19 protein-coding genes and 1 tRNA gene are annotated in these 22,917 nt (G+C 62.0%); 14 read left to right on the forward strand and 6 right to left on the reverse strand.

The genetic code is table 11. From position 1 onward, the window contains the following. Positions 1-127: 127 nt before the first annotated feature. From CR152_RS16690 to CR152_RS16710, 5 genes are all read left to right on the forward strand, one after another. Complete coding sequence (locus CR152_RS16690) at positions 128-1,192, forward strand: porin (protein WP_099876194.1); 1,065 nt, start codon at positions 128-130, stop codon at positions 1,190-1,192. A gap of 70 nt (positions 1,193-1,262) precedes the next feature. Next, complete coding sequence (locus tag CR152_RS16695) at positions 1,263-2,207, forward strand: tripartite tricarboxylate transporter substrate binding protein (protein WP_099876196.1); 945 nt, start codon at positions 1,263-1,265, stop codon at positions 2,205-2,207. 25 nt (positions 2,208-2,232) lie between these two features. Further along, a complete protein-coding gene (locus CR152_RS16700) occupies positions 2,233-3,336 on the forward strand; it encodes an ABC transporter substrate-binding protein (RefSeq protein WP_099876198.1) in 1,104 nt (367 codons plus the stop codon). A 65-nt stretch (positions 3,337-3,401) separates the two neighbouring features. Beyond that, positions 3,402-5,168, forward strand: coding sequence for an ABC transporter permease (locus CR152_RS16705; RefSeq protein ID WP_099876200.1), 1,767 nt, complete (start codon positions 3,402-3,404; stop codon positions 5,166-5,168). Positions 5,169-5,192: 24 nt separating this feature from the next. Continuing rightward, positions 5,193-6,263 (forward strand): ABC transporter ATP-binding protein, encoded by a 1,071-nt coding sequence (locus CR152_RS16710; RefSeq protein ID WP_099876202.1) that lies wholly within the window; start codon positions 5,193-5,195, stop codon positions 6,261-6,263. A gap of 3 nt (positions 6,264-6,266) precedes the next feature. Here CR152_RS16710 and CR152_RS16715 read toward each other — a convergent pair whose 3' ends face one another. Next, positions 6,267-7,061, reverse strand: coding sequence for a DUF2145 domain-containing protein (locus tag CR152_RS16715; protein ID WP_099876204.1), 795 nt, complete (start codon positions 7,059-7,061; stop codon positions 6,267-6,269). A 2-nt stretch (positions 7,062-7,063) separates the two neighbouring features. Then, positions 7,064-7,489 carry a hypothetical protein gene (locus CR152_RS16720; protein WP_099876206.1) on the reverse strand — a complete coding sequence of 142 codons (426 nt, stop codon included), beginning with the start codon at positions 7,487-7,489 and terminating at the stop codon, positions 7,064-7,066. Positions 7,490-7,631: 142 nt separating this feature from the next. On the opposite strand from CR152_RS16720, the gene CR152_RS16725 reads away from it, so the two are divergent. The 3 genes from CR152_RS16725 to CR152_RS16735 all read left to right on the forward strand — a co-directional run bounded on the left by CR152_RS16725 (position 7,632) and on the right by CR152_RS16735 (position 12,668). Further along, complete coding sequence (locus CR152_RS16725) at positions 7,632-8,366, forward strand: helix-turn-helix domain-containing protein (RefSeq protein WP_054263907.1); 735 nt, start codon at positions 7,632-7,634, stop codon at positions 8,364-8,366. Positions 8,367-8,429: 63 nt separating this feature from the next. Beyond that, positions 8,430-10,316, forward strand: coding sequence for an MFS transporter (locus CR152_RS16730; protein WP_099876208.1), 1,887 nt, complete (start codon positions 8,430-8,432; stop codon positions 10,314-10,316). A 120-nt stretch (positions 10,317-10,436) separates the two neighbouring features. Beyond that, positions 10,437-12,668, forward strand: coding sequence for a hybrid sensor histidine kinase/response regulator (locus CR152_RS16735; protein ID WP_099876210.1), 2,232 nt, complete (start codon positions 10,437-10,439; stop codon positions 12,666-12,668). Here CR152_RS16735 and CR152_RS16740 read toward each other — a convergent pair. Continuing rightward, a complete protein-coding gene (locus tag CR152_RS16740) occupies positions 12,665-14,197 on the reverse strand; it encodes a hybrid sensor histidine kinase/response regulator (RefSeq protein WP_099876212.1) in 1,533 nt (510 codons plus the stop codon). The genes CR152_RS16735 and CR152_RS16740 overlap by 4 nt on opposite strands. Positions 14,198-14,209: 12 nt before the next feature. Further along, entirely contained in the window at positions 14,210-15,712 is a 1,503-nt protein-coding gene (locus tag CR152_RS16745) for an ATPase domain-containing protein (RefSeq protein ID WP_099876214.1), read from the reverse strand. A 244-nt stretch (positions 15,713-15,956) separates the two neighbouring features. Here CR152_RS16745 and CR152_RS16750 point away from each other — a divergent pair. Further along, positions 15,957-16,033, forward strand: a tRNA-Pro gene (locus CR152_RS16750). Positions 16,034-16,208: 175 nt separating this feature from the next. On the opposite strand, the gene CR152_RS16755 is transcribed toward CR152_RS16750, so the two are convergent. Beyond that, entirely contained in the window at positions 16,209-16,508 is a 300-nt protein-coding gene (locus CR152_RS16755; protein WP_099876216.1) for a hypothetical protein, read from the reverse strand. A gap of 866 nt (positions 16,509-17,374) precedes the next feature. Here CR152_RS16755 and CR152_RS16760 point away from each other — a divergent pair. The 4 genes from CR152_RS16760 to CR152_RS16770 all read left to right on the forward strand — a co-directional run bounded on the left by CR152_RS16760 (position 17,375) and on the right by CR152_RS16770 (position 21,580). After that, positions 17,375-19,969: a PAS domain S-box protein gene (locus CR152_RS16760; RefSeq protein ID WP_099876218.1), complete on the forward strand. Its 2,595-nt coding sequence runs from the start codon at positions 17,375-17,377 to the stop codon at positions 19,967-19,969. Positions 19,970-20,225: 256 nt separating this feature from the next. Continuing rightward, positions 20,226-20,639: a BLUF domain-containing protein gene (locus CR152_RS16765; protein WP_099876219.1), complete on the forward strand. Its 414-nt coding sequence runs from the start codon at positions 20,226-20,228 to the stop codon at positions 20,637-20,639. Positions 20,640-20,924: 285 nt separating this feature from the next. After that, positions 20,925-21,062 carry a hypothetical protein gene (locus CR152_RS34235; protein ID WP_229413424.1) on the forward strand — a complete coding sequence of 46 codons (138 nt, stop codon included), beginning with the start codon at positions 20,925-20,927 and terminating at the stop codon, positions 21,060-21,062. Next, the gene (locus CR152_RS16770) at positions 21,038-21,580 is read left to right on the forward strand and encodes an ADP-ribosylglycohydrolase family protein (RefSeq protein ID WP_502554295.1); all 543 of its coding nucleotides are present in this window, start codon (positions 21,038-21,040) and stop codon (positions 21,578-21,580) included. The genes CR152_RS34235 and CR152_RS16770 overlap by 25 nt, the downstream gene beginning before the upstream one ends. A gap of 37 nt (positions 21,581-21,617) precedes the next feature. Here CR152_RS16770 and CR152_RS16775 read toward each other — a convergent pair whose 3' ends face one another. Then, the gene (locus tag CR152_RS16775) at positions 21,618-22,451 is read right to left on the reverse strand and encodes an SIR2 family NAD-dependent protein deacylase (protein WP_099876223.1); all 834 of its coding nucleotides are present in this window, start codon (positions 22,449-22,451) and stop codon (positions 21,618-21,620) included. Positions 22,452-22,671: 220 nt separating this feature from the next. Between CR152_RS16775 and CR152_RS16780 the strand changes: the two genes are divergently transcribed. Continuing rightward, the gene (locus CR152_RS16780) at positions 22,672-22,854 is read left to right on the forward strand and encodes a YegP family protein (RefSeq protein WP_099876225.1); all 183 of its coding nucleotides are present in this window, start codon (positions 22,672-22,674) and stop codon (positions 22,852-22,854) included. The last annotated feature ends 63 nt before the right edge of the window (positions 22,855-22,917 follow it).

Genomic DNA, 22,917 nt, shown 5'->3' on the forward strand with positions numbered 1-22,917 from the left:
AAAAAGCTTGACCGGTGTGGTCCGGCCGGTACAGATGAGCACTGAAAGCCAATTGAAAGGATGGCGAACATATAGTGGGACCCGAAGCACCCGTCATACATAAAACATAAAAACTCAGGAGACAAGAATGAAACCATCCGTGCTTACGCTCGCGCTGGCGGCCGCCCTGTCGGCAGCCGGCGCCGCCCAGGCCCAGTCCAGCGTGCAAATTTATGGCCTGATCGACGCTGGCGTCGATTACACCACCAACACCAACGCTGCCGGTGACAATGCCACCCGTGTCATCTCGGGCGGCAAGAACACCTCGCGCTGGGGCTTGCGTGGCAACGAAGACCTGGGTGGCGGCCTGAAAGCCGTTTTTGGCCTGGAAGGCGGCATCCTGATGGATACCGGCGCGGCCGACGGCGCGCTGTTCAAGCGCCAGGCGTTCGTGGGCCTGGACGGCAGCTTCGGACGCGTGGTGGTAGGACGTTCGTTCACCACCACCTACGACTTCGTGATCCTGTTCGACCCGCTCGGCTATGCGCCGAACTATTCGTGGGCGACTTCGTCGAACGCCACCGGTTCGTCCAAATACGGCATGACGACCGCCTTCGACAACCTGATCAAGTACTCGGGCAAGGCCGGCGACTTCAAATACGGCGCCAGCATCGGCCTGGGCGAGCAGGCAGGCAGCAGCGCCGACAGCCGCAAATATGCGGTGGCCGGCTCCTGGACCCGCGGCAGCTTTGCGGCGATGGCGGCGTACGAGCAAATCAACGCCAATACCTTGGCCGGCACCGGCCGGCGCGACGAAACCACGGCCTTTCACGCGGCGGTCGACTACAAGAACAGCCTGTTCCGCCTGACCGGCGGCGTGCGCGACTACACGCTGGAAGCCGCCAAGGCAGCCACGCCGGACGTACGCGCCACCACCTGGTGGGGCGGCGCCAGCTACTTCGTCACGCCGGTGGTGACCCTGACCGGCGCCGTCTACTACGTCAACGTCAAGAACGTGGCCGCCAGGACGGACGCCGATCCGGTCATGTACGTGGCGCGCGGCCTGTATGCGCTGTCCAAACGCACCGACCTGTATGTGGCCGCGGCGTACGCCAAGGCCGACAACGGCAAGCTGGTGGGACTGTCGCGCGACGATGCGGGCTTCGGCACGACGCAAAAAGGACTCACGGCCGGTATCCAGCATCGCTTCTGATGCGTATTGCATGACTGACGGGGCTATCATGGTTATTCGATCGCCGCGCCCGACTGGAGAAGCCACCGCCATGAAAACCCTGCTTTCCACCCTGATCGCCTGCGCCGCCCTGCATGCCGCGGCCGCCGAGTGCATCGTGCCGTCCAAGCCGGGCGGCGCGATGGACCTGACCTGCAAGCTGGCGCGCGAAGGACTCAAGGGCGAAGCCGGCGCGCCGGCCCTGCGCCTGTCGTACCTGCCGGGCGGGATCGGCGCGGTTGCCTGGCATTCCATGGCGGCCCAGCGCGGCAGCGAGAAGGACACCCTGGTCGCGTTTTCGGGTGGTTCGCTGCTCAATCTCGCGCAGGGAAAATTCGGCAAGGCCAGCGCGAACGACGTGCGGTGGGTTGCCGCCCTGGGCGCCGACTACGGCATGATCGCCGTGCGCTCGGATTCGGCCTTCCGCAACCTGGCCGACTTGCTGGACGCCCTGAGGCGGCAGCCGGAAAAGGTGCTGATCGGCGTGTCCGGCACGATCGGCAGCCAGGACTGGATGAAGATGGCACTGCTGGCCCGGGGCGCCGGGATCGATCCGAAGGTGCTGCGCTTCGTGGCACTGGAAGGCGGCGGCGAAGCCTTCACCGCGATGCACGCCAACCACGTGCAGGTGGTGTCGGGCGACGCCTCGGAAGCGACGCTGTATGCGGGCGCCGGCAAGGTGCGGGTGCTGGCCGTGCTGTCGGAGCAGCGTTTGCCCGGCGTGCTGTCGCTGGCGCCGACCGCGCGCGAGCAGGGCGTGGACGTGGTGTGGCCGATCATCCGCGGCGTGTGGATGGGGCCCAAGGTGGCGGACGCCGAATACCAGCGCTGGGTGGGCAGTTTCGATCGGATGACATCGAGCCCCGATTTTTCCCGCTTGCGGGCGGCGCACGGGCTGTATCCGTTCACGCTCACCGGACAGGCACTGACCGATTACATCCACAAGGCTGTCGCCGACTACAACCGGCAGGCCAGGCAATTCAAGCTGATTCGCTAAAACAAAACAACAATCTGGAGACAATATGACTACCAAACGCACCCTTATCGGCGCCGCCATCGCGGCTACCCTCGCCGCCACGTTCGCCGGCAGCGCCTTCGCACAGGTACCGGCGGGCTATCCGGCCGACTACCAGAAGATTATCGACGGCGCCAAGAAGGAGGCCAAGCTGGTGATCTACTCGGCCACCGACAGCAAGGCCGCACAGCCGCTGATCAAGGACTTCAACGCCATGTATCCGGGCGTGACGGTCGAATACAACGACATGAATTCGACCGAAGTGTACAACCGCTTCATTTCGGAAGCGGCCGCCGGCGGCAATACGGCCGACGTGGTGTGGTCGTCGGCGATGGACCTGCAGATGCGCCTTGCGTCGGACGGGCACGCGCTGCAGTACAAATCGAACGAAGCGGCCAAGCTGCCGGCATGGGCGGTGTGGAACGACAGCGCCTACGGCACCACGTTCGAGCCGGCCGCCATCGTCTACAACAAGCGCCTGCTGGCCACCAATGAAGTGCCGCGCACGCACGCCGCGTTTGCCGCCCTGATCAAGACCGAGAAATTCCGCGACAAGGTGACCACCTACGACATCGAAAAATCGGGTGTGGGCTTCATGTTCATGACCCAGGACGCGCGCGAAAATCCGCAGTTCCTGGACTTGGAAAATGCGTTTGGCGTGGCCAAGGTGCGCGTGCAGTCGTCCACCGGCACCATGCTGGAGCGGATTTCGTCTGGCGAAAACCTGATCGGCTACAACGTGCTCGGTTCCTACGCGCTGGTGCGCGCCAAGACCGATCCGTCGCTGGGCGTGGTGCTGCCGGCCGATTACACCCTGATCATGTCGCGCGTCCAGTTCATCAACAAGGCGGCAAAGCATCCGAACGCAGCCAAGCTGTGGATGGATTACCTGCTGTCGGTGCGCGGCCAGACGATCATCGCCAACGATTCCAAGCTGTTCGCGATCCGCTCCGACGTCAAGGGCGAAACCACGTCGGCGGAACTGATCAAGATCATCGGCGAGAAGAATGTCAAGCCGATTCCGGTGCATCCGATCGTGCTGCAGTTCCTGGGACCGGCGAAGCGCATGGCCTTCCTCAAGCAGTGGAAAGAAACCGCCGGCAAGAAGTAAAGGCGGGTAAACGCGCCCTGGGGTGGGCGCCCCCCCACCCTCATCATCCCAAGATCGGACCTCACATGACCACCTTATCATTGCGGGCCACGCGGCTTAACTGGCCGCGCGGCCTGGTGGTGACGCTCGCCTGCGTCGCCATCTTTCTGCCGCTGTTTTTGATTTTTTACCAGAGCTTTTTGTCGGCGCCGTTCTTCATGCCCGAAAAAACCCTGGGCTTTGAAGCGTACGCCTTCATTTTCGAGGATCCCGATTTCAGCCAGGCCTTCAAGAACGGCGCAATCCTCGCCACCGGCCTGGCCGCCATCGCGGTGCCGCTGGGCGGCATGCTCGCCTTTTTGATGGTGCGCACCGACCTGCCCGGGCGCAGCTGGATTGCGCCGCTGCTGCTGGTGCCGATTTTCGTCTCGCCCATGGTGATGGGCTTCGGCTACGTGGTGTCGATGGGCCCCGTGGGTTTCTATTCGGTGTGGGCCAAGCAGCTGCTCGGCTTCATCCCCTGGAATATCTATTCGTTCACCAGCATCGTCATCATCGCCGGGCTGACCCACGTGCCGCACGTGTACCTGTACGCCTCCTCGGCGCTGAAAAGCCTGGGTTCGGACGTGGAGGAAGCGGCCCGCGTGGCCGGCGCCTCGCCGCTGCGGGTGATGATGAATGTGTCGCTGCCGATGATTATGCCAGCGCTGGCGTATGCGGGCGTGCTGGTGTTTTTCCTCGGCTTCGAGGTCTTCGGCCTGGTGCTGGTGCTGGGCGACCCGGAAGGCCATCTGGTGCTGGCCACCTATCTGTACAAGCTGACCAACAAGATGGGCACGCCCTCGTACCACCTGATGGCGGCGGTGGCGGTGTGCCTGGTGATGGTGACGATGCCGCTGGTGATGCTGCAGCGCTGGCTGCTCAAGTCGGCCAACAAATACGTGTCGATCAAGGGCAAGGGCGCGCGCCAGAAGGCGATGCCGCTGGGCCGCTGGAAGTGGCTGGCGTTCGCGCTGCTGGCCGGCTGGCTGCTGGTGACGATCATCCTGCCGTTGTCGGGCATCGTGCTGCGCTCCTTCGTGCAGAACTGGGGCGAAGGCGTGGTGCTGTGGGATGCGCTGACCTTGCAGCATTTCCGCGACATCCTGGACCAGCACTCGCTGGTGCGCGGGATTATCAACACGGTGCTGATCGGCGTGATCGGCGGGGCGCTGGCGGTGGTGTGCTACACGGCCATCGCACTGGCCATGCACCGCAAGCCCGACGGCATTACGCGCTTGCTCGACTACAGCGTGCTGGTGCCGCGCGCCGTGCCTGGCCTGCTGGCCGGCCTGTCGTTCCTGTGGGTGTTCCTGTTCGTGCCAAGCTGGCTCGATGGGATGCTCAAGGCGACCGAGTTCGGTCCGGCGCTGTGGCTCAGCGAGCATGTGATTCCGCTGCTGCGCGAAGTGCGCTCGACCATCTTCGCCCTGTGGCTGGCGTATTCGGTGGTGTGGCTCGCTTACGGCATGCGCCTGATCTCGACCGCGCTGCTGCAGGTGGGGCCGGAACTGGAAGAGGCGGCGCGCGCGGTGGGCGCCAGCCGCGGCCAGGTCACGCGCGACGTGACGCTGCCGCTCATCAAATTCGGCATGCTGGGCGCCTGGCTGATGGTGTTCCTGATTTTCGAGCGCGAATATTCGACCGGCGTGTACCTGCTCACGCCAGGCACCGAGGTTATCGGGGCGATGCTGGTGTCGCTGTGGGCGGGCGGATCGACCGACCTGGTGGCGGCGCTATCGTTCATCAATATCACGCTGGTGGCCATTGGCCTCGGCATTGCGCTGCGCTTCGGCGTCAAGCTGCACCAATAAACACACTCTACATCGGGAATGACCATGAATGAACTGACCGTCAACGACCTGCACCTCGATTATGGCACCGGCGCGCACGCCAACCAGATCCTCAAGGGCGTATCGATGCACCTGCAACGCGGCGAAGTGGTGGCCTTGCTGGGCCCTTCCGGCAGCGGCAAGACCACCTTGCTGCGCGCCGTGGCCGGGCTGGAAAGCCCCAAGAGCGGCACCATCGACATCGGCGAGCGCCGCGTGTACGACGGCGCGCGCAATTTCGAGATGGCGGCCGAGCACCGCAGCCTGGGGCTGGTGTTCCAGTCCTACGCGCTGTGGCCGCACAAGACCGTGTTCGATAACGTGGCTTACGGCCTGACCTTGCGCAAGATGGGCAAGAGCGAGATCGAGGCCAAGGTCAAGGAAGTGCTGGGTCAACTGGGGCTGGGCCACTTGGGCGAGCGTTATCCGCACCAGCTCTCCGGCGGCCAGCAGCAGCGGGTGGCGATTGCGCGCGCGCTGGTGTACAACCCGCCCGTGATTTTGCTCGACGAGCCGCTCTCGAACCTGGACGCCAAGCTGCGCGAGGAGGCGCGCGCCTTTTTGCGCGAGCTGATCGTGCGTCTTGGCCTGTCCGCGCTGATGGTCACGCACGACCAGGGCGAGGCGATGGCGATCTCGGACCGCATCCTGCTGCTTAATAACGGCAAGATCGAGCAGCAAGGTTCGCCGCAAAGCATGTACGAAACGCCGGACACGCTGTTTACCGCTGAATTCATGGGCAGTAACAACCGCCTTCCGGGCCAGGTGGTGGCCGGTAACGATGGCAAGGTGGCGCTGATGGTTGCCGGCGTGAGCATGCGGGGCACGGTGCGCGGTGCTGGCCTTCAGGGCGGCGGCGAGGCCACGCCGCTGATCCGGGTCGAGGATGTGAAGATCAGCGCGCAGCAGGTCGACAATGCGATCGAGATGCCGCTGTTGACCTGCATGTATCTGGGCGACCGGTGGGAGTGCCTGTTTTCGCGCGAAGGCCTGAGCCTGCGCGCGTATTCCAAGTACCGGCTGGAAGCGGGCAGCTACTGGCTGCATATGCCGCCCGCGAAGCTGTGGGTGTTCTGACGCCTACTGGATCCCGACCACGGATTCGGTCGTGCCGGGGTCGCGCTTCTTCACGAAGCGCACCACCGATTCAACGGTGACGATGTCGATCTGGCCGGCGATGCGGCGGCCCATCGGGTGGTCGTCAAAGGCCACGTTGGCGCGGAACACGCGCGCGCCGAGGCGCTTGACCGACGGTACCCAGATCGTGTTGGGCGTGTAGCCGGCCTGCTTGAGCCACGACTGGGCGGCGCCGCGATCGTCGATGGCGGTGTCGCTGGCGCTGGCGGCGTAGGTTTCGAGCACCCACTGGTTCGAGTTCTGGTACTTGGGCGAGAAGGGGAACGCCAGCATGTTGTAGTTCTCGCCGTGCAGGCGCGCCGGTGCCTGGGAGGCCAGCATGGCGACGATGCGCTTCTGGCTTTGCGCGCTCGGGATCACGATCTGGCTTTCGTAGGCGAACAAATCATCGAGGAAGAAGTTGGCCAGCCCCTGGTCGAACACTTTCGACTTCGCGGTGCCGCACTGGTTCAGCAGATGCACGACGGTCCAGCGTCCCTTGGGATGGTCGCGCCAGGTGTAGGCCATGTGCGAATAGCGCAAGTCGTACTTGGACAGGTCCTGGCCGACACGGGCGATCAGCGCGACCTCGGCCCCGGAGGCATCAAGGGCGGCGCTGGTGTTTTCGGCCAGCTTGACGGCCTTGACGAAGGCGGTGGCGTCCTGCGCGACTTCTTCGCAGGCGGTGCCGGCGTGCGCGAACTGCAGCGGCATGGCCAGCACCAGCAGCAGGAGGAAGCGTTGACCGATGCGCGTCATGCTTAGCCTTTCGAGCCGTTCTGCGAATGGTGCAACAGGCCCTTGCCCACTTCGGTCGGAATGAACGCGATCACCTTGCCGGCGGCGATGAGCACATGGCCGCTGGCGGTCGCGGTGACCGTGACGGCCTGGCCGACCAGTTTGGAGAGTCCTTTGGCGCCATCGCCACTCAATTTGACGGTGGCGGTGGAACCGTCGGCCACGTTCTTGAGCACCACCATGGTGCCGTCGGCGACGGTTTCAACGCTTTGCGCCACCACGCTGCCTCCCACGGCCACCACCAGCAAACTTCCCAGCACCACCGCACCCGACACGCCGCTCGGGGACTTCGACAGGTTCGATCCCATGTTGTGGGACTCGGCCATCGCGGCAGGATTGGCGCCGAACAGTGCACAAGCGATCGTGATAGCCGTCAGGGTGGTTTTCATGCTGTTTCTTTCAGTAAGTTGGCCGGGTTGGCAGAACACATCTTACGCAAGAATCAACTTTACTCAATGAATTGATAGTCCGTATCGCTTTTATTCTGAATAAGTATTAATATTTGCTACCAGAATTCCTAGGGATACAGAAATGCCGCACGCAATTACACTTGTCGACACCTTGAAGCGCCTCCTGAAGGGGCGGGGTATTACCTACGGCGACCTTGCCGGACGGATAGGCATGTCGGAGGCGAGCGTGAAGCGCATGTTTTCACAGAAAAATTTTACCTTGCAGCGGCTGGACGAGATCCTGACGGCCACGGGAATCGAGTTCGACGAACTCAGTGCGGCGCAGTCCGCGCCGACCCTGATTTCACACCTGACGCTGGCGCAGGAGCGCGAAATCATCGGCGACCCGCGGCTGCTGGTGGTGGCCGTGTCGGCCATGAACCACATCGGCTTCGACGATATCGTGCGCTTTTACGACATGACGGAAGCGGAAGTGACGAAGTACCTGCTGCGGCTGGACCGCATCGGCTTTCTGGAGCTGCTGCCGAATAACCGGGTCAAGCTGCTGATCGCGCGCACCTTCGGCTGGATTGCGAATGGGCCGATCCAGGGCTACTTCCGGCACGAGGCGGCGGCCGACTACCTGAACTCGCGCTTCGACGGCGAGGATGAAGTCATGCGGCTGGTGAACGTGATGCTGTCGAAGCAGTCCGGCGCCGCGTTGCTGGAGCGCCTGAAGCAGGTGGCCGCCGAATTCGCGCAGCAGCACCAGCACGAAACGCGCCTGCCGCTCGACCAGCGCCATGCGATCAGCTTCATCGTGGCCGCGCGGCCCTGGGTGCCGCAGGCATTCAAGGCCCTCTTGCGCCAGGGCTGATGGTACCCTGACGATGCAACTCCGACCTTTTTGCCACATCGAGACCTTGAGAGATCTATCAGCATGAGTCAAGCCAGCCAGTTTTCCCTCTTAAAGCAGCGCCGCTTCGCGCCGTTTTTCTGGACCCAGTTCCTCGGCGCGTTCAACGACAACGTCTTCAAGACCGCCTTGCTGGTGATTCTCACCTACGATGCCGCCAGCTGGACCAGCCTCGATCCGGCCGTCTTGAACAGCCTCATTCCCGGCTTGTTCATCCTGCCGTACGTGCTGTTTTCGGCCACCGCCGGACAGATCGCCGAAAAGGTCGAGAAGGGGCGCCTGGCGCGCTTCGTCAAGATGCTCGAAATCGGCATCATGCTCGTTGCGGGCATCGGCTGGATGACCCACACCCTGTGGCTCCTGATCGCCTCCGTGGTCGGCATGGGCGTGCATTCGACCCTGTTCGGGCCAGTCAAATACGCCTACATGCCGCAGCATCTGAAATCGGAAGAACTGGTCGGCGGTAACGGCGTGGTCGAAATGGGTACGTTCGTCGGCATCCTGCTCGGGCAGATCCTGGGCGCGGCGCTGGTACTCAAATCCAACGGGCTGCTGCTGGTGGCCGGCGCCACCATGTTCTTCGCCGTGCTCGGCCTGGTGGCCAGCTACCGCATTCCGCTGTCGCCGGCGCCCGCGCCCGACCTGAAAATCAATCCGAATCCGTTCGCCGAGTCGGTGCGCAACATTGGCCACGCGCGCAAGAACCGCACCGTGTTCCTGTCCATGCTGGGCAACTCGTGGTTCTGGTTTTACGGCGCGATGATCCTGTCGCAGTTTCCGTTGTACGCCAAGGAGTACCTGCATGGCGACTACAGCGTGTTCGTGATGCTGCTGACCGTGTTCTCGGTCGGCGTGGGCGTGGGCTCGCTGCTGTGCGAGAAGCTGTCGGGCCACAAGGTGGAAATCGGCCTGGTGCCGTTTGGCTCGATCGGCCTGTCGCTGTTCGGCATCGACCTGTATTTCGCCAGCCTCGGTTACGTGCGCCCGCCGGTCGAAGTGGAGATGATGGGCATGCTGGCGCAGGCGGGCGTAACGCGCGTGCTGTTCGACATTGCCATGATCGGCGTGTTCGGCGGCCTGTTCATCGTGCCGCTGTTCGCGCTGATCCAGACCCGCTGCGAACCGGCCCACCTGTCGCGCACCATCGGCGGCATGAATATCATGAACGCGCTGTTCATGATCGGGGCGGCCGGCGTGGCCATTGTGATGATCAAGATGGGCTTTTCGATTCCCGAAATGTTCCTCGCCACCGCGATCCTGAACGCCATCGTGGCGCTGTATATCTTCTCGCTGGTGCCGGAATTCCTGATGCGCTTCCTGGCGTGGATGCTGATTCATACCATCCACCGCGTGAAAACGGTGGACGTGGACCGCATTCCCGAAGAAGGCCCGGCGGTATTGGTGTGCAATCACGTCAGCTATGTCGATGCGATCGTGATCGGCGCGGCCAGCCCGCGTCCGATCCGCTTCGTGATGGACCATAAAATCTTCAAGATGCCGTTCATGGGCTGGCTGTTCCGCACGGCGCGCGCGATTCCGATCGCGCCGGCCAAGGAAGACCAGTTCCTGATGGAGAAGGCGTACATCGACATCGCGCAGGCACTGCACGAGGGCGACCTGGTTTGCATCTTCCCGGAAGGGCGCTTGACGTCGACCGGCGAATTGGGCGAGTTCCGCGGCGGGATTGCCAAGATCGTCGAACGCAGCAAGGTGCCGGTGATTCCGATGGCGCTGCGCGGTTTGTGGGGCAGCCTGCTCACGCGCGATCCTGGCAATCTGTTCGAGCGCACCTTCGCGCGCGGACCGCGTTCGCGCCTGGCGCTGGCGGTCGGCACGCCGGTCGCTCCGGAAGACGCCACGCCCGACTACCTGCACAAACAGGTGCTCGCCTTGCGGGGCGACTGGAAGTAAGCCAAACCGGCTTAAGGTGTCGGGTAAAGTGGTTATAATTGCAACCGTACGGCATTGTGCCGCTTCTCCCGTTTTTCAAAGGCCGCAGTATTCCATGAACAGTTTTTCGCCGCCGGTGCCATGAAAATCCGCGCCTATCTCGCGCTGATGGTTGCGGCGATCCTGATTCCGGTCATTCTGTTCTCGACGATTTCGCTGAACATGCTGCTCAAGTCCGAGCGCGAGGCGGCGCTCAAGGGCGTGCGCGAGACGGCCCGCATCTCGCTGGTGAGCATCGACCGTGAACTGACCAACACCCAGAGCGCGGTGCGCATGCTGGCCATTTCGCCGCACCTGGCGCGCGGCGACCTGGCGGGTTTTTATGAGCAGGCGCGCTTCGCCGACAAGGTGGGCGCCACCTGGACCGCGCTGATCGACGAGCGCGGGCAGCAGCTGATTAATACCGCGGTGCCGTTCGGCGCGCCCTTGCCGGGCCCGGACGCGGCCCAGCGCGTGGCCCAGGTGCTCGATGCGGGCACGCCGCAAATTTCCAATCTCATTCGCGGCGTCGTCACCCAGGCCTTGCTGGTGGTGGTGGATGTGCCGGTAACCACGCCCGACGGCATGCGCTACGTGATCGCGCAGGGTTTCAAGATCGAACATTTCAACGGTGTGCTGACCCAGGTGAACGCGCCGCCGACCTGGCTGGCCGGCGTGTACGACCGCAACGGCATGACCATCGCCCAGACCTATGGCGGTGGCGGCACCGGGCGCGGCGACACCCGACCCGACCTGCGCGAAGCGATCCGCAATAAAACCATTGGCGTGATTCGCAACGCCAGCGATGACAACCTGAAGCTGTACACGGTACTGGAACGCTCGGCGCTGTCCGGATGGACGGTAGCCGTTGGCGTGCCGGAAGCTGAAATCGAATCGGCGGCGCGGCGCGCACTGATGGTATGGATCGTGGGACTGGTGGCGGCGGTGTGCTGCGCCGCGCTGGCGGCCGTGTTCTTTGCGCGCCGGCTGTCGCGCTCCATCGGCCAGGTGGCGCGGTCGGCGCAAGCGTTGGGCGGCAGCGGGGACCCGGTCCACTCCGACGTGTCGGGCGTGGCCGAGGTGGACGAGGTGCTGGCCGCGATTGGCGCGGCTGCGGCGGTGGTGAACCAGGAAAAGCAGTCGCGCCTTGCTGCCGAAACCGAGCGCGAAATCCTGTTCGAGCGCGAACACGAAGCGCGCACCACGGCCGAACAGCAGAACCGGGCCAAGGATGAATTTTTGGCGATGCTGGGGCATGAGCTGCGCAATCCGCTGGCGGCGATCGTCAACGCGACCAGCGTGATGGCTCATCCCGCCATGCCGGCAGCGGCCAGCGAACGCGCGCGCGAGATCATCACGCGCCAGAGCGGGCACCTGACGCGCATCGTCGACGATCTGCTCGACATGGGGCGGGTTCACTCGGGGAAGATTTTGCTGGAGCGGCACGCGCTGCGGCTGGACCAGGTGATCGACAACTACATGGCCACCCTGCGCGCGTCGCAGCGCTCGGCGCGCCACGAATTGCGCGTCGATGTCGCGCCGGTCTGGGTCGATGGCGACCCGACCCGGCTTGAGCAGATCGTCTCGAACCTGCTCGACAACGCGCTCAAATACACGCCGGCCGGCGGCACGATTTCGGTCAGCGTAAGGAGCGAAGGGGAGGACGCGGTGCTGTGCGTGTCCGATTCGGGTATCGGGATTGCGCCGGAACTGATGCCGTATGTGTTCGATCTGTTCGTGCAGGGCGCACGCCCGCTCGACCGGGCGCAGGGCGGCCTGGGTGTGGGGCTTGCGCTGGTGCGCCAGTTGGCGCTGATGCACGGGGGCATGGTGGACGTGCGCAGCGCGGGCACGGGGCTGGGCAGCAGTTTCGAGCTGCACCTGCCGCGCGTGCAGCCGCCGCAGTCCGAGGTGAGCGTGCCGGCGCTCACGCCGTCCTCGCGCCAGCGCGTGCTGCTGATCGAAGATAACGAGGACGGGCGCGAGATGATGGCCATGATGCTCGAAGCGCAGCAGTACCGCGTCGATACGGCCATCGACGGTTTCGACGGCCTGCGCCAGGCTGGCGCGGCGTGCCCGGATATTGCGCTGGTCGATATCGGCCTGCCGGGCATCGATGGCTACGAGGTCGCGCGCCGCATGCGCGCCGACCCGGCCACGAGCAAGGTGCGCCTGATCGCGCTGACCGGGTATGGGCAGGACAGCGACCGCGAACGCGCGCTCGCCGCCGGTTTCGACGCGCATCTGGTCAAGCCGGTGGACATGGCGCGATTGATGGAAGCGCTGGAAAGCGCACCTGCGGCGGCCCCGCGCTTCGCGGGAACGGCCAGCTAGCTTGTCAGGCGCGAGCCCTGGGCGATGGCCAGGCGGCCGTCGGCGAGGCGCTTGATTTCGTCGAAGTTGACCGGTTTGATCAGGTGATGGTCGAAACCGGCGTCGAGGGTGCGCTGGCGCGCGTCGCTCTGGCCCCAGCCGGTCAGCGCGATCATCAGCACCGACTGCGAGCCGGGCTTGAGGCGGATGCGGCGCGCGGCCTCGTAGCCGTCCATGCTCGGCATGCCGAGGTCCATCACGATCATGTCGGGCATGTCCTGTTCCACCGCCTGCACCGCTTCATAGCCGTCGTAGGCGGTGGCAACGTTACAGTTTTCCATTTCAAACAGCGCCTGCAGCGAGTCCGCGGCATCGCGGTTATCGTCCACCACCAGCACCCTGGGGCGCTGGTCGCTTGAACCGATGATGTCCGCCACGCTCGCCGCGACGGCGGGCCGCGCTTCGGTCACGACCGGCAGCGTGACCACGAATTCGCTGCCCTTGCCCAGGCCTTCGCTGGTCGCCTGCACGCTACCGCCATGCATCTCGGCGAACTGGCGCGACAGGCTCAAGCCGATACCGAGGCCGCTGGCGATCTGGCCGGACAGCGGCCGGCTTTGCTCGAACATCGCGAAGATGCGGCCGATGGCGGCTGGTTCGAGGCCGATGCCGGTGTCCTTGACGTAGATTTTCAGGGCGCCGAATTCGACCAGCGCGCGCACGCTGATGTAGCCTTCGAACGGCGTGAACTTGACCGCGTTCGAGACGATGTTGGCAACGATCTGCACCACGCGCGCGTAGTCGGCATACAGCACGACCGGGTCGGGCGGGATGGCGACATCGATCTTGATATGCTTGGCCGCCGCCGCTGCCGAACACAGTTCGGTGACGTGCTCCATCACTTGCGCGAAGGTCGTGTAGTCGCGCTGCAGTTCGATCTTGCCGCTGTTGATGCGGGCGACGTCGAGCAGGTCGTCGACGAGGCGGGTCAGGTGCGTCACCTGGCGCTCGATCACGTCGCTGACCTTCTTGACGGGCGCCTGGTCGGGATACAGGTGATTGAGGACGCTCATCGAGGTGCGGATCGGCGCGAGCGGGTTACGCAGTTCGTGACCGAGGCTGGCCAGGAATTCGTCCTTGCGGCGGTCGGTTTCGCGCACCTGGTACTGCTTTTCTCGGGCGCGCAGCACCGATTGCAGGGAGGTGATGAGGGTCAGGGTGCGGACCGGGCGCTCGAGCAAGGTGACGTTGCCGAGGGTGTTGATGGCCTGGCGCACGCTGAGGGAATCGGGGCCGCGGTGCGTCAGCAGCACGATCGGCAGGTCCGACCAGTTGGGCTGGCGCTGGACGAATTCGCCGAGCGCTTTCAGACCGCCGTTGGACAGCGCTTCTTCGACCGTGAGCACGGCGCCGACGCCGATCAGCAGCTCTTCGGAGAGCTTCTGCGCGGTTTCGGCGACCAGGTTATCGACTTGCGCCAGCGTGAGCATCTTCGATGCCAGCACCGCGTCTTGGCCGGTCGGGGCGTAGATCAGGACTCGCTTTTCCATGGCTGTTATCGCTTATCCGTTTTCGTCGTCGAACAGCACGTGGCAGTCGCTGTCGTCGAAGGTGGGAATCCCGGTCAGGATGCCGTGGAAGTTGGTCAGCACGTCGCCTACCTGAATGCCCTTGGCGCTCATCGTGAACAGGCGGATGGTGCGCTCATGCAGGCCGACCCGCTTCTTGAAGACGGAGATAGCCTGGCGCACCTTTCCGCGCGCCTCGAAGTAGCGCAGCATGATGACGCTGTCGGCGATGTAGCTGGCGTCGACCGTGGTGGTCATGTTGGAGCCGATGACGCCGGGCTGCACGCCGACCAAAATGGTGACCACGCCGCGCTGGCCCAGGTAGGTAAGCAGTTCGTGCATATGGGTGGCCAGGAAGCGCTCGTCGGGCATGGCCTTGAGGTAGCCATTGAGGCTGTCGATGACGATCACGCGCGCGCCGCCGGCTTCGGCATCGGTCACGGACTGCATGAATTCGCCGGGTGCCATTTCGGCCGGGTCGATCTGCTTGATGATCAGCAGGCCACTATCGATCGCGCCCTGGAGGTCGATACCGAGACCGGTGGAGCGCAGCAGCAGGTTGTTGGCCGCTTCCTCGAACAGGAACATGGCCGCTTTCTGGCCGCGCTGGGTGGCCGCGTACACGTACTGCGCGCACAGCGAGGATTTGCCGGTGCCCGGTGGGCCGGAGAGCAGGGTGCTGGTGCCTTCATCGAGGCCGCCGCCGGTCAGGGTGTCGAGTTGCGCGATGCCGCTCGAGAGCTGTTTGCGTTCGGTGTGCACGCGCGTGTGGGCGGCGATCAGGCGCGGGAACACCACCAGGCCGCCGGTGACGATCTTGTAGTCGTGCGAGCCGCCGCGAAAGGCGATGCCGCGGTATTTGACGATGCGCACGCGGCGCCGTTCGGAGCCGTAGTCCTGGTTGATCAGTTCGAGCGTGATGACGCCGTGCGCCACGCTGCGCACCTGCAGGTCGCCCGAGAGGGCGGTGCGGTCGTCGAGGAACAGGGTGGTGCAGCCTTTGCCGGACAGGTACTGCTTGAGCGCGAGCACCTGGCGCCGGTAGCGCAGCGGGCTTTCGGCCAGCAGCTGCAGCTCGGACAGCGAATCGAGGACCACGCGGGTCGGCTTGTACTTTTCGATCGTGTCGAGAATGCGCTGGGTGGTCATGCCCATCTCGATTTCGGACGGGTGGAAAATGGTGAACTGGTGGTCGGGGTGGAGGATGTTTTCGTTGGGGATGATGTCCTCGACGTGGATGCCGTCCATCGACCAGCCGTGCGACTGCGCCACCGCCTTGAGTTCGACCCGGGTTTCGGCCAGGGTGATGTAGATGACCGATTCGCCGCGGCGTACGCCTTCGTACAGGAACTGGAGGGCGAGCGTGGTCTTGCCTGTGCCGGGCTCGCCTTCAATCAGGAACAGGCGGTCACTGGTGAGGCCGCCACCAAGGATGGTGTCCAGTCCCGGTACGCCGGTTGAAAGAAAGCGGCTGGTGTCGCTGTTCTGTTTTTCCATGGAGGGATTCTCCGTTTTTCTCATCGTAAATTTTGATAATTGCAACACTGTATGATAAATAGTACATGAATGCGATCCGGGTGGTAGTTCTGTACGGAAGCAAAACCGTTAGCTGAATTGCAGAGTGGCAACGAGGGTTTTGATGGGCGGTTTGAGCTGGCGCAAAGCGGTACGTGGCGGCGGGTGACGCATGCGATTTTGTGTGCCAAAAACGTAAGATGCTCTGATATAATTCGCAGCTCGTCGGGGCGTAGCGCAGCCTGGTAGCGTACTTGCATGGGGTGCAAGGGGTCGAGTGTTCGAATCACTCCGTCCCGACCAATATAATCAAAGACTTAGCGGAAGCCGGCACATGCCGGCTTTTTGTTTTTCTGCTCCGTGCCTTACCGGTGCCCTAAATCCTAGCCGTGCCTTAGTAGGTGGCTTTCGCCAAGATAGGACTATTGCGCTTACCTAATCGAAGTTCTTGCTCAGCTGACTAGCCGTGGCCCGCTACCTACGGTGGCCTTACTTGCAGGGCGGCATCGTCCTCATCTGGCTCGTCGTCATAGCTGCGGTCATCGGGGTCGAGCACCCACAGCGGAACTGTCAGCATAGCGATATCGCCGGCGCGCAGGAATGCGCTCTCCCCATCTTCGTCGACGAAGTGCAGACGCTGGTGCTGGTGAACGCCGCCGAATGTTAGAACAAAGAAAATTCTATTGAAGTAACTTCTTTCGTTCTCAATATCCGGGTTGGCCTCGGACTCGGCCCCGAACGAGAGTGGGGTGCTGTCAGTCGAAACGAAAACCTGCACCCTTTGCTCGTGTCCTGACACCGCTGACGGGCAGCGCGGCGATCACGCAACGCGCGGGCCGGTGATGACACGCAGAAGATGCCAATAGCCTCCCTTCGGTACCCCTTGTAGGCTTCGCGACGTGCTTGGTGCCGCCGGTGCCAGCCATCCAAGGAGACCTGTTTGAGTTCGATCCCCGCTACCCCCAAGCGCGATCGCTGGGCGCACTTGCGCTTCTCGATCGTCGGTCCGCTGCTGGCGGCGCCGCCGCAGCCGGGCCAGTTATACGGTGCCATCCGCGACCTGGCGGCCAAGACCTGGCGTAACCCCATGTCCGGAACCGATGTGCGATTTGCCACCGCGACCATTGAGCGCTGGTTCTACGCCGCGCGCCCAACTCCGTCAGTTGCCGATACAGGCCATATCCGCACGGTCCCGCCTCGTAGCACAACGAAAGCGCGGCGTCGCCCTTGCGCAGTTGACGCACCAGCTTGGTTATCGCTTCCGCCGTATTGGCGATCTCGCCGAGGTAGCGCACCTCGCCGCCACCCGCCTCGGCGACTGACACTGCGATCGTCGCTTTGTGCACATCCATCCCGACAAACTTGGTAAACTGGTTCATGACCTGCCTCCTCAATTGCGGCTATGTGCTGCCGTACTCCCAACGAAATGGCAGTAGAACAGGGGCGGGGCTTGGCTTAACGATTTCCATGCAGAGCATCAGGGCTAACGATGGAATCCGCGTTTCATCGTCACCCACCTGACTGGGGGGCCAAGGCATTGTACGAAAGTTCACTGCATCTTGTAACAATGTGCTATGCCCCCAAGTTTCAAGAGTAGGATAGTCCGACGGTAAGCCCATAGGGCCTCTTTCCGGACATCTGACAATGGAAAAGCTGGCCATGGAAGATTTTGCTTTTGTTTCACCGCTCACCCCGCGCTCAACAGGCGATCCCCGCGTTGCGCCGGTCGATACGGTCGCGCTACCCGAACTTCAGACTTTTCTGGAGTGCGTAACGATCGCTTATGGGGTAACGGCGGCCTGGGTCGCCTTTTCTGACGGAACGCCACCCTGTTTCGCTGCGCCTTTAGATACTGCCACAGTTGCTGTGCTGACGAGCGACGTGGCGTTGCTTTCCCATGCGTGCAGCAGTGAATCACAACTAGTCGTTGCCGATGTCACGTACGATCCGCGTTTTCCGGCCGCTGCTTGGGCCACTGCATCAATCGGAATACGTTTTTTCGCTAGCACGCCGATATTGCTGGAACATGGAAAGCGCGTGGGGACGCTGTGTGTTGCTGCCCCATTGCCGCGCTCTCTTGACGCTGCCGAGACCGGCAAGCTTGGGGCGCTGGCGGCAACAGTGGCAAGAATAATAGAGGGGGCACGCACGAAGCATCGGGACGATGCCGTGCAGACTGAACTGCACCGCACGAAAGCGCTTCTGGACCGCACCGGAACAATGGCCGGGGTAGGGGGATGGGAAGTCGATTTGGTGGCAAATACGATTTTTTGGTCCGATGAAACATGCCGCATCCACGGGGTTCCGACTGGATATCTACCGAAGATGAGCGAAGCAATCGGGTTTTACCAGCCGCATGTTCGCCCTGTCATAGAAGGGGCCATCGCCCTGGCTACTGCGACAGGCGAGCGTTGGGACCTTACGCTGCCGTTTGTTCAAAAGAATGGCACGCAAATCTGGGTCCGTGCAGTAGGAACTGCCGAGTTTGATGTGGGCAAACCTGTACGCCTAGTTGGAGCATTTCAAGATATTACTGAACGACATCTCGCAGAGGTAGCGCTTACGATCAGTGAGTCGCAATTTCGTGCGTCCTTCGAGGCGGCTTCGCATGGCATCGCGCTGGTATCGACCACCGGAAAATTTTTGAAGGTCAATCAGTCACTCTGCAACATGTATGGCTACAACGAAGCGGAACTACTCGACATTGACTTTCAAACGCTCACGCATCCAGATGACCTAGCCCTTGACCTGCATCACGTAGATGAACTGCTCCGTGGCGCGATCGACACATACGAGATGGAAAAGCGCTATTTCAACAAAGACGGCAGGACCATCTGGGCGCAGCTTAGTGTGTCATTGGTGCGATCACCTGACGGCGCGCCCGTGCATTTTGTATCCCAGATTCAGGATTTCACGGAAATGAAAAATTTGACCGTGCGCTTGCAGACCTTACTTGATACCGCGAGCGATGGGATTCACATTCTTGACCGTGATGGAAATGTAAAGCAGTTTAGTCAGTCGTTCGCGGTGTTGCTTGGCTATACAGCGGAAGAAGCATCGCGGCTGAATGTGCGCGATTGGGATGCTATGTTTGAGCGTGAGGAAATTAGTCCGGAAATCTGCCGCTTGATGACGCAGCCGCGCGCTTTTGAGACACAGTTCCGTCGCAAGGATGGCGTGATATTGCATGTAGAGATCAATGCAAAAGGGGTGGTGCTTGACGGGATCGAATTCCTCTATGTATCTGCGCGCGACATCACAGAGCGCAAACAGCACGAGCGGTCCTTAGAGCAAGGACGATTGTTTACCAAAGATATTCTCGACTCAGTCCCCAGCGAGATCGCGGTGTTAGATCAGCGGGGGGTCATCGTGGCGACCAACGAAGCATGGCGTCAATTTGCCCTCGGCAACGGCGGCTGTATCGATAGCGCTAGTAGCAGTAACGTCGATGTGGGCGCCAATTACCTTGCTGTCTTGCCCGACTTGCCGGCAGAGTCAACTGACGTAGACATTCGCGAAGGGATCGAGTCGGTAATCAACGGGGAGCGGCCCAGTTTCAGTTGCGAATACCCTTGCCATTCGCCGGAGAAGCATCGTTGGTTTCTCATGACCGTGACACCGATGCACACCGGTGAGCATGGCGCGGTAGTTGTCCATTCCGACATCACCGCGCGGAAAGACGCAGAAACGCTGATGTACAACTACGCCTTCTACGACAGCTTGACGATGCTCGCCAACAGGCGCCTGTTGCAAGAACGGCTTAACATGATGATCGCCGGAAATGAACGCGATGGCACTTACGGGGCTTTGCTAGTCATTGACCTGGACAATTTTAAACCGCTCAATGATCAGTACGGCCACGCGGTGGGCGATCTTCTACTGCAGGAAGTCGCCAAGCGTTTAAAGGTAAGTGTACGACAGGTTGACACAGTGGCCCGAATTGGTGGCGATGAGTTCGTCGTTGCCTTGGGCGCCTTAAATGGAAGCCAGGTAGAGGCGCGTCGAGCGGCCATGGTGATCGCCGAAAAAGTACGGGCTGGTCTTTCCGAAAAGTATAACTTTACCGTGCACAAGGGTGCAGGTGCATTACCTATTTCCCACTGCTGTACGGCGAGCATCGGCGTGGCACTTTTTTCGCCGCAAGGATCTGACCAGACCGAGATATTTCGGCGCGCCGATGCCGCCATGTACCAGGCAAAGCACAGCGGTCGCGATGTTGTTCGGTTTAGCGCCGACTGACCACGCTGGCTGCTTGAAAGGGGGCAGTTCCGCCATTCCTGCCACGACCTTGGCCGATTGCCGGAACTGATCAGATCCAATCGGATTTTGTAAGAAAAACCGAGAAAGGCGGGAACGTAGCGTATTCAATCCGCGAGCGCTTTGAAAAAATGCAAATTTACTTTAATTATTTCCACGAGGAGCTATTTGTCCTAGGCAACATATCCACTACGTGTCCGAACTGACCAATTTCCCCGCAACGAAAAGGATGATTTAAATGTCAATTAATCAACTTGTATACATAAGTCAAGCAGTACGTAAGATGTCTCCGGAAGATCTTGCCGCGATCCAAGAAACGGCAAAAAAAAACAACGGACCACTCGACGTAACCGGCAGTTTGTTCGATAACGGCGGTTGGTTCTTGCAAGTACTGGAAGGTCCAGCATCGACGCTCGATAAGCTCTATAAAAAAATCGAACTCGATCCCCGGCACAAGAATTCTCGGATACTTTACAACGAACCAGCAAACTTCCGTACGTTTCCGCGCTGGAGCATGAATATGACTAACTTGAACGACAGGCAAGCAGACAAATACGATGAACTTGTTGAAGTCCTCGACGCAGCTCAAGCAAACCGCAAGATTGGATCGACATCCCCGGCAGTGGCATTACTGAAGATTTTCAAAAACTAAAAGACGCGGGCTTGGTTGAGGATTTTGAACAACCGCTCGTGGCCGATGTCTGCCGGCCGACCTATCCCCAATCGATTGTACTCGACGGGGATAGGATCGCCACCTTAGGAACGCGTCCGTACTCCGGCTACGTTAGCTGCGCGTTATGTGGAGCGAATTTGCACCGGTGGCAAGCCGGACCGGGCTGGGATCGCGCAACAGCGCCAGCTCTTTCCATAACTATATGCTTTCCATAAGAACGGTTATGCTCAGCTGAACACAACCGTTCTGTTGCAATTGGAACCCATGTCCTTATACATTAGTCAGCCAAGCCTATCACGCAGGGTGCGCAGCGTCTCGGTGGCGGCAAACTATCCCCAGGCCGGCTACGGCAAGCTGTTCGCCGCCTGGGCGCTGGGATCGTCCCCGGAAGAGCTGGTGTGAGCTGGGGTAACGGCGCGCTGATGCGCCTCGGCCCGGTCGCCGCGCTCGCCCCAAGCCTGGACGGGGCACGCCACGTGGCGGCGGACATCACGCGCTCCACGCACGGCCATCCAAGCGCGATGCAGGCGGCCGACACCTACGTGCAATTACATTGGGCAGCGCTGCACGGCGCCAGCAAGGCGGCGTTGCTGGCGTCATGGAAAGCGGGCGGCGGCAGCCTGCACGCGGTCGAGGCCAATCGCCAGGCCGGTTCCCCGATGCGGGTGCGCGCCGACGATACGCTGGAGGACGTGATGAGATGCCTGGCGGAAAGCGACGACGTCGATTCGCTGCTGGCCGCCTGCCTGTATCACGGCGGCGACAGCGACACCATTGCCGCGACCGCCTGCGTGCTTGGAGAGGCGCTCTGGGGCGTGCCGCAAGTGCGGGTGGCTGCCATCGCCCCCTTCCTGGACGAGCGGGTAAGGGCGGCCATGGAGCAGCTCGACGGCGCCATCGACCGCCTGAAGCGCGCCTAGCGCTGCGAGACGGCGTTTGCGGCGACCGTCGCAGACGTCAGAGCGCGTCCAGCGCCGCGGCGATACGCGAAATGCCGTCCAGCGCGCCAAGCGCAATGCCGATATCGCGCGGCAAGCCGACGGCCGATTCGCCCGGATTGACCCGAATCAGCGGGCGCTGCTGGCTTTCGCCGAACACGCGCACCGATGGAATCCACGTGCCGGCGCCAATTTCGATGATCACCGCCTGGCGCTGGCGCGCCAGCCAGACCTTCAGGCGGTGCTCCTGCTGGTCGGCATACACCGAATCCCACAGCCGGTCGCCAAACATCAGGATGTTCGGGCGTGCGATGTCGCCGCAGCGGGGACAGCGTGGAAGCGGGCAGGTCAGCAGGCACTGTTCTTCATCGACCACCGGCACGAACGCTTGCGCGGACCAGGTCGGCTCGCCGCAGTCGCCCAGGCATTGCAGTTTCTCGATGCTGCCGTGGCATTCGACGACGCGCTCGTGCGCCATGCCGCTGCGCTGGAATTGTCCATCCACGTTGCTGGTGAAAACAAAGGCCCCGCCAGGCAGGCGCGCGGCGATCTTGTTCAGGAGGCCGAACCCCGCATGCGGCACCGTGCGCCGGTACAGCTGCAGGCGGTGTCCGTAAAATCCCCAGGCCAGCTCGGGACGTTCGCGAAAGGCGCGGGGATTGGCGATCTCTGTGAACCGCAAGCCGTGCGTGCCCAGGGCCGGGTAGGCGCGCCAGAAGCCCTGGTCGCCGCGGAAGTCGGGCAGGCCGGAATCGATGCCCATGCCGGCGCCGGCCGTGATCACCAGACCATCGGCCTGGGCGATGAGGGCGGCCGCGTCGGCGCAAGCCTGGTCGGGAGAGGTGTTCGTCATACGGACATTCTTCAAAAAATGGATAGCCCGTCATTCTACGGCGTTTGTCCGAACGTGCCTTCCGGCACCAACTTCCCTGGCAATTGCAATGCTCAACCGCAAAATTTATTTGAGGAAAATGGAGACTTATTTGATATTGGTCTAGGCATTTATTGAACCAATCAGAACGTCAGGTATACGGCTCTGTAACACTGAAATCTCACGTCATGGGAGGTTCATCATGTATTTCGAAATCTACCAACAAGCTTCGGAAAAAGTCCGTAAAGAATGGCGCTGGCGTTTGAGGGCTAAGAATCACGAGATCATCGCCAGTGGCGAGAGCTACAGCTCGCGCGCGAAGGTGCTGGCCGCGATTGAACTGATCAAGTCCGTCACCGCACGTACCAAGATCGTCGAGGGCTAAGTCGTTCCGCCCCCGCCGGACAAGCTGCCGCAGGCGGCTTGTCCGGCGAGCATTCAAGGAGGT

The organism is Massilia violaceinigra, from assembly GCF_002752675.1.
Taxonomy (GTDB): Bacteria; Pseudomonadota; Gammaproteobacteria; order Burkholderiales; family Burkholderiaceae_D; genus Telluria_A; species Telluria_A violaceinigra.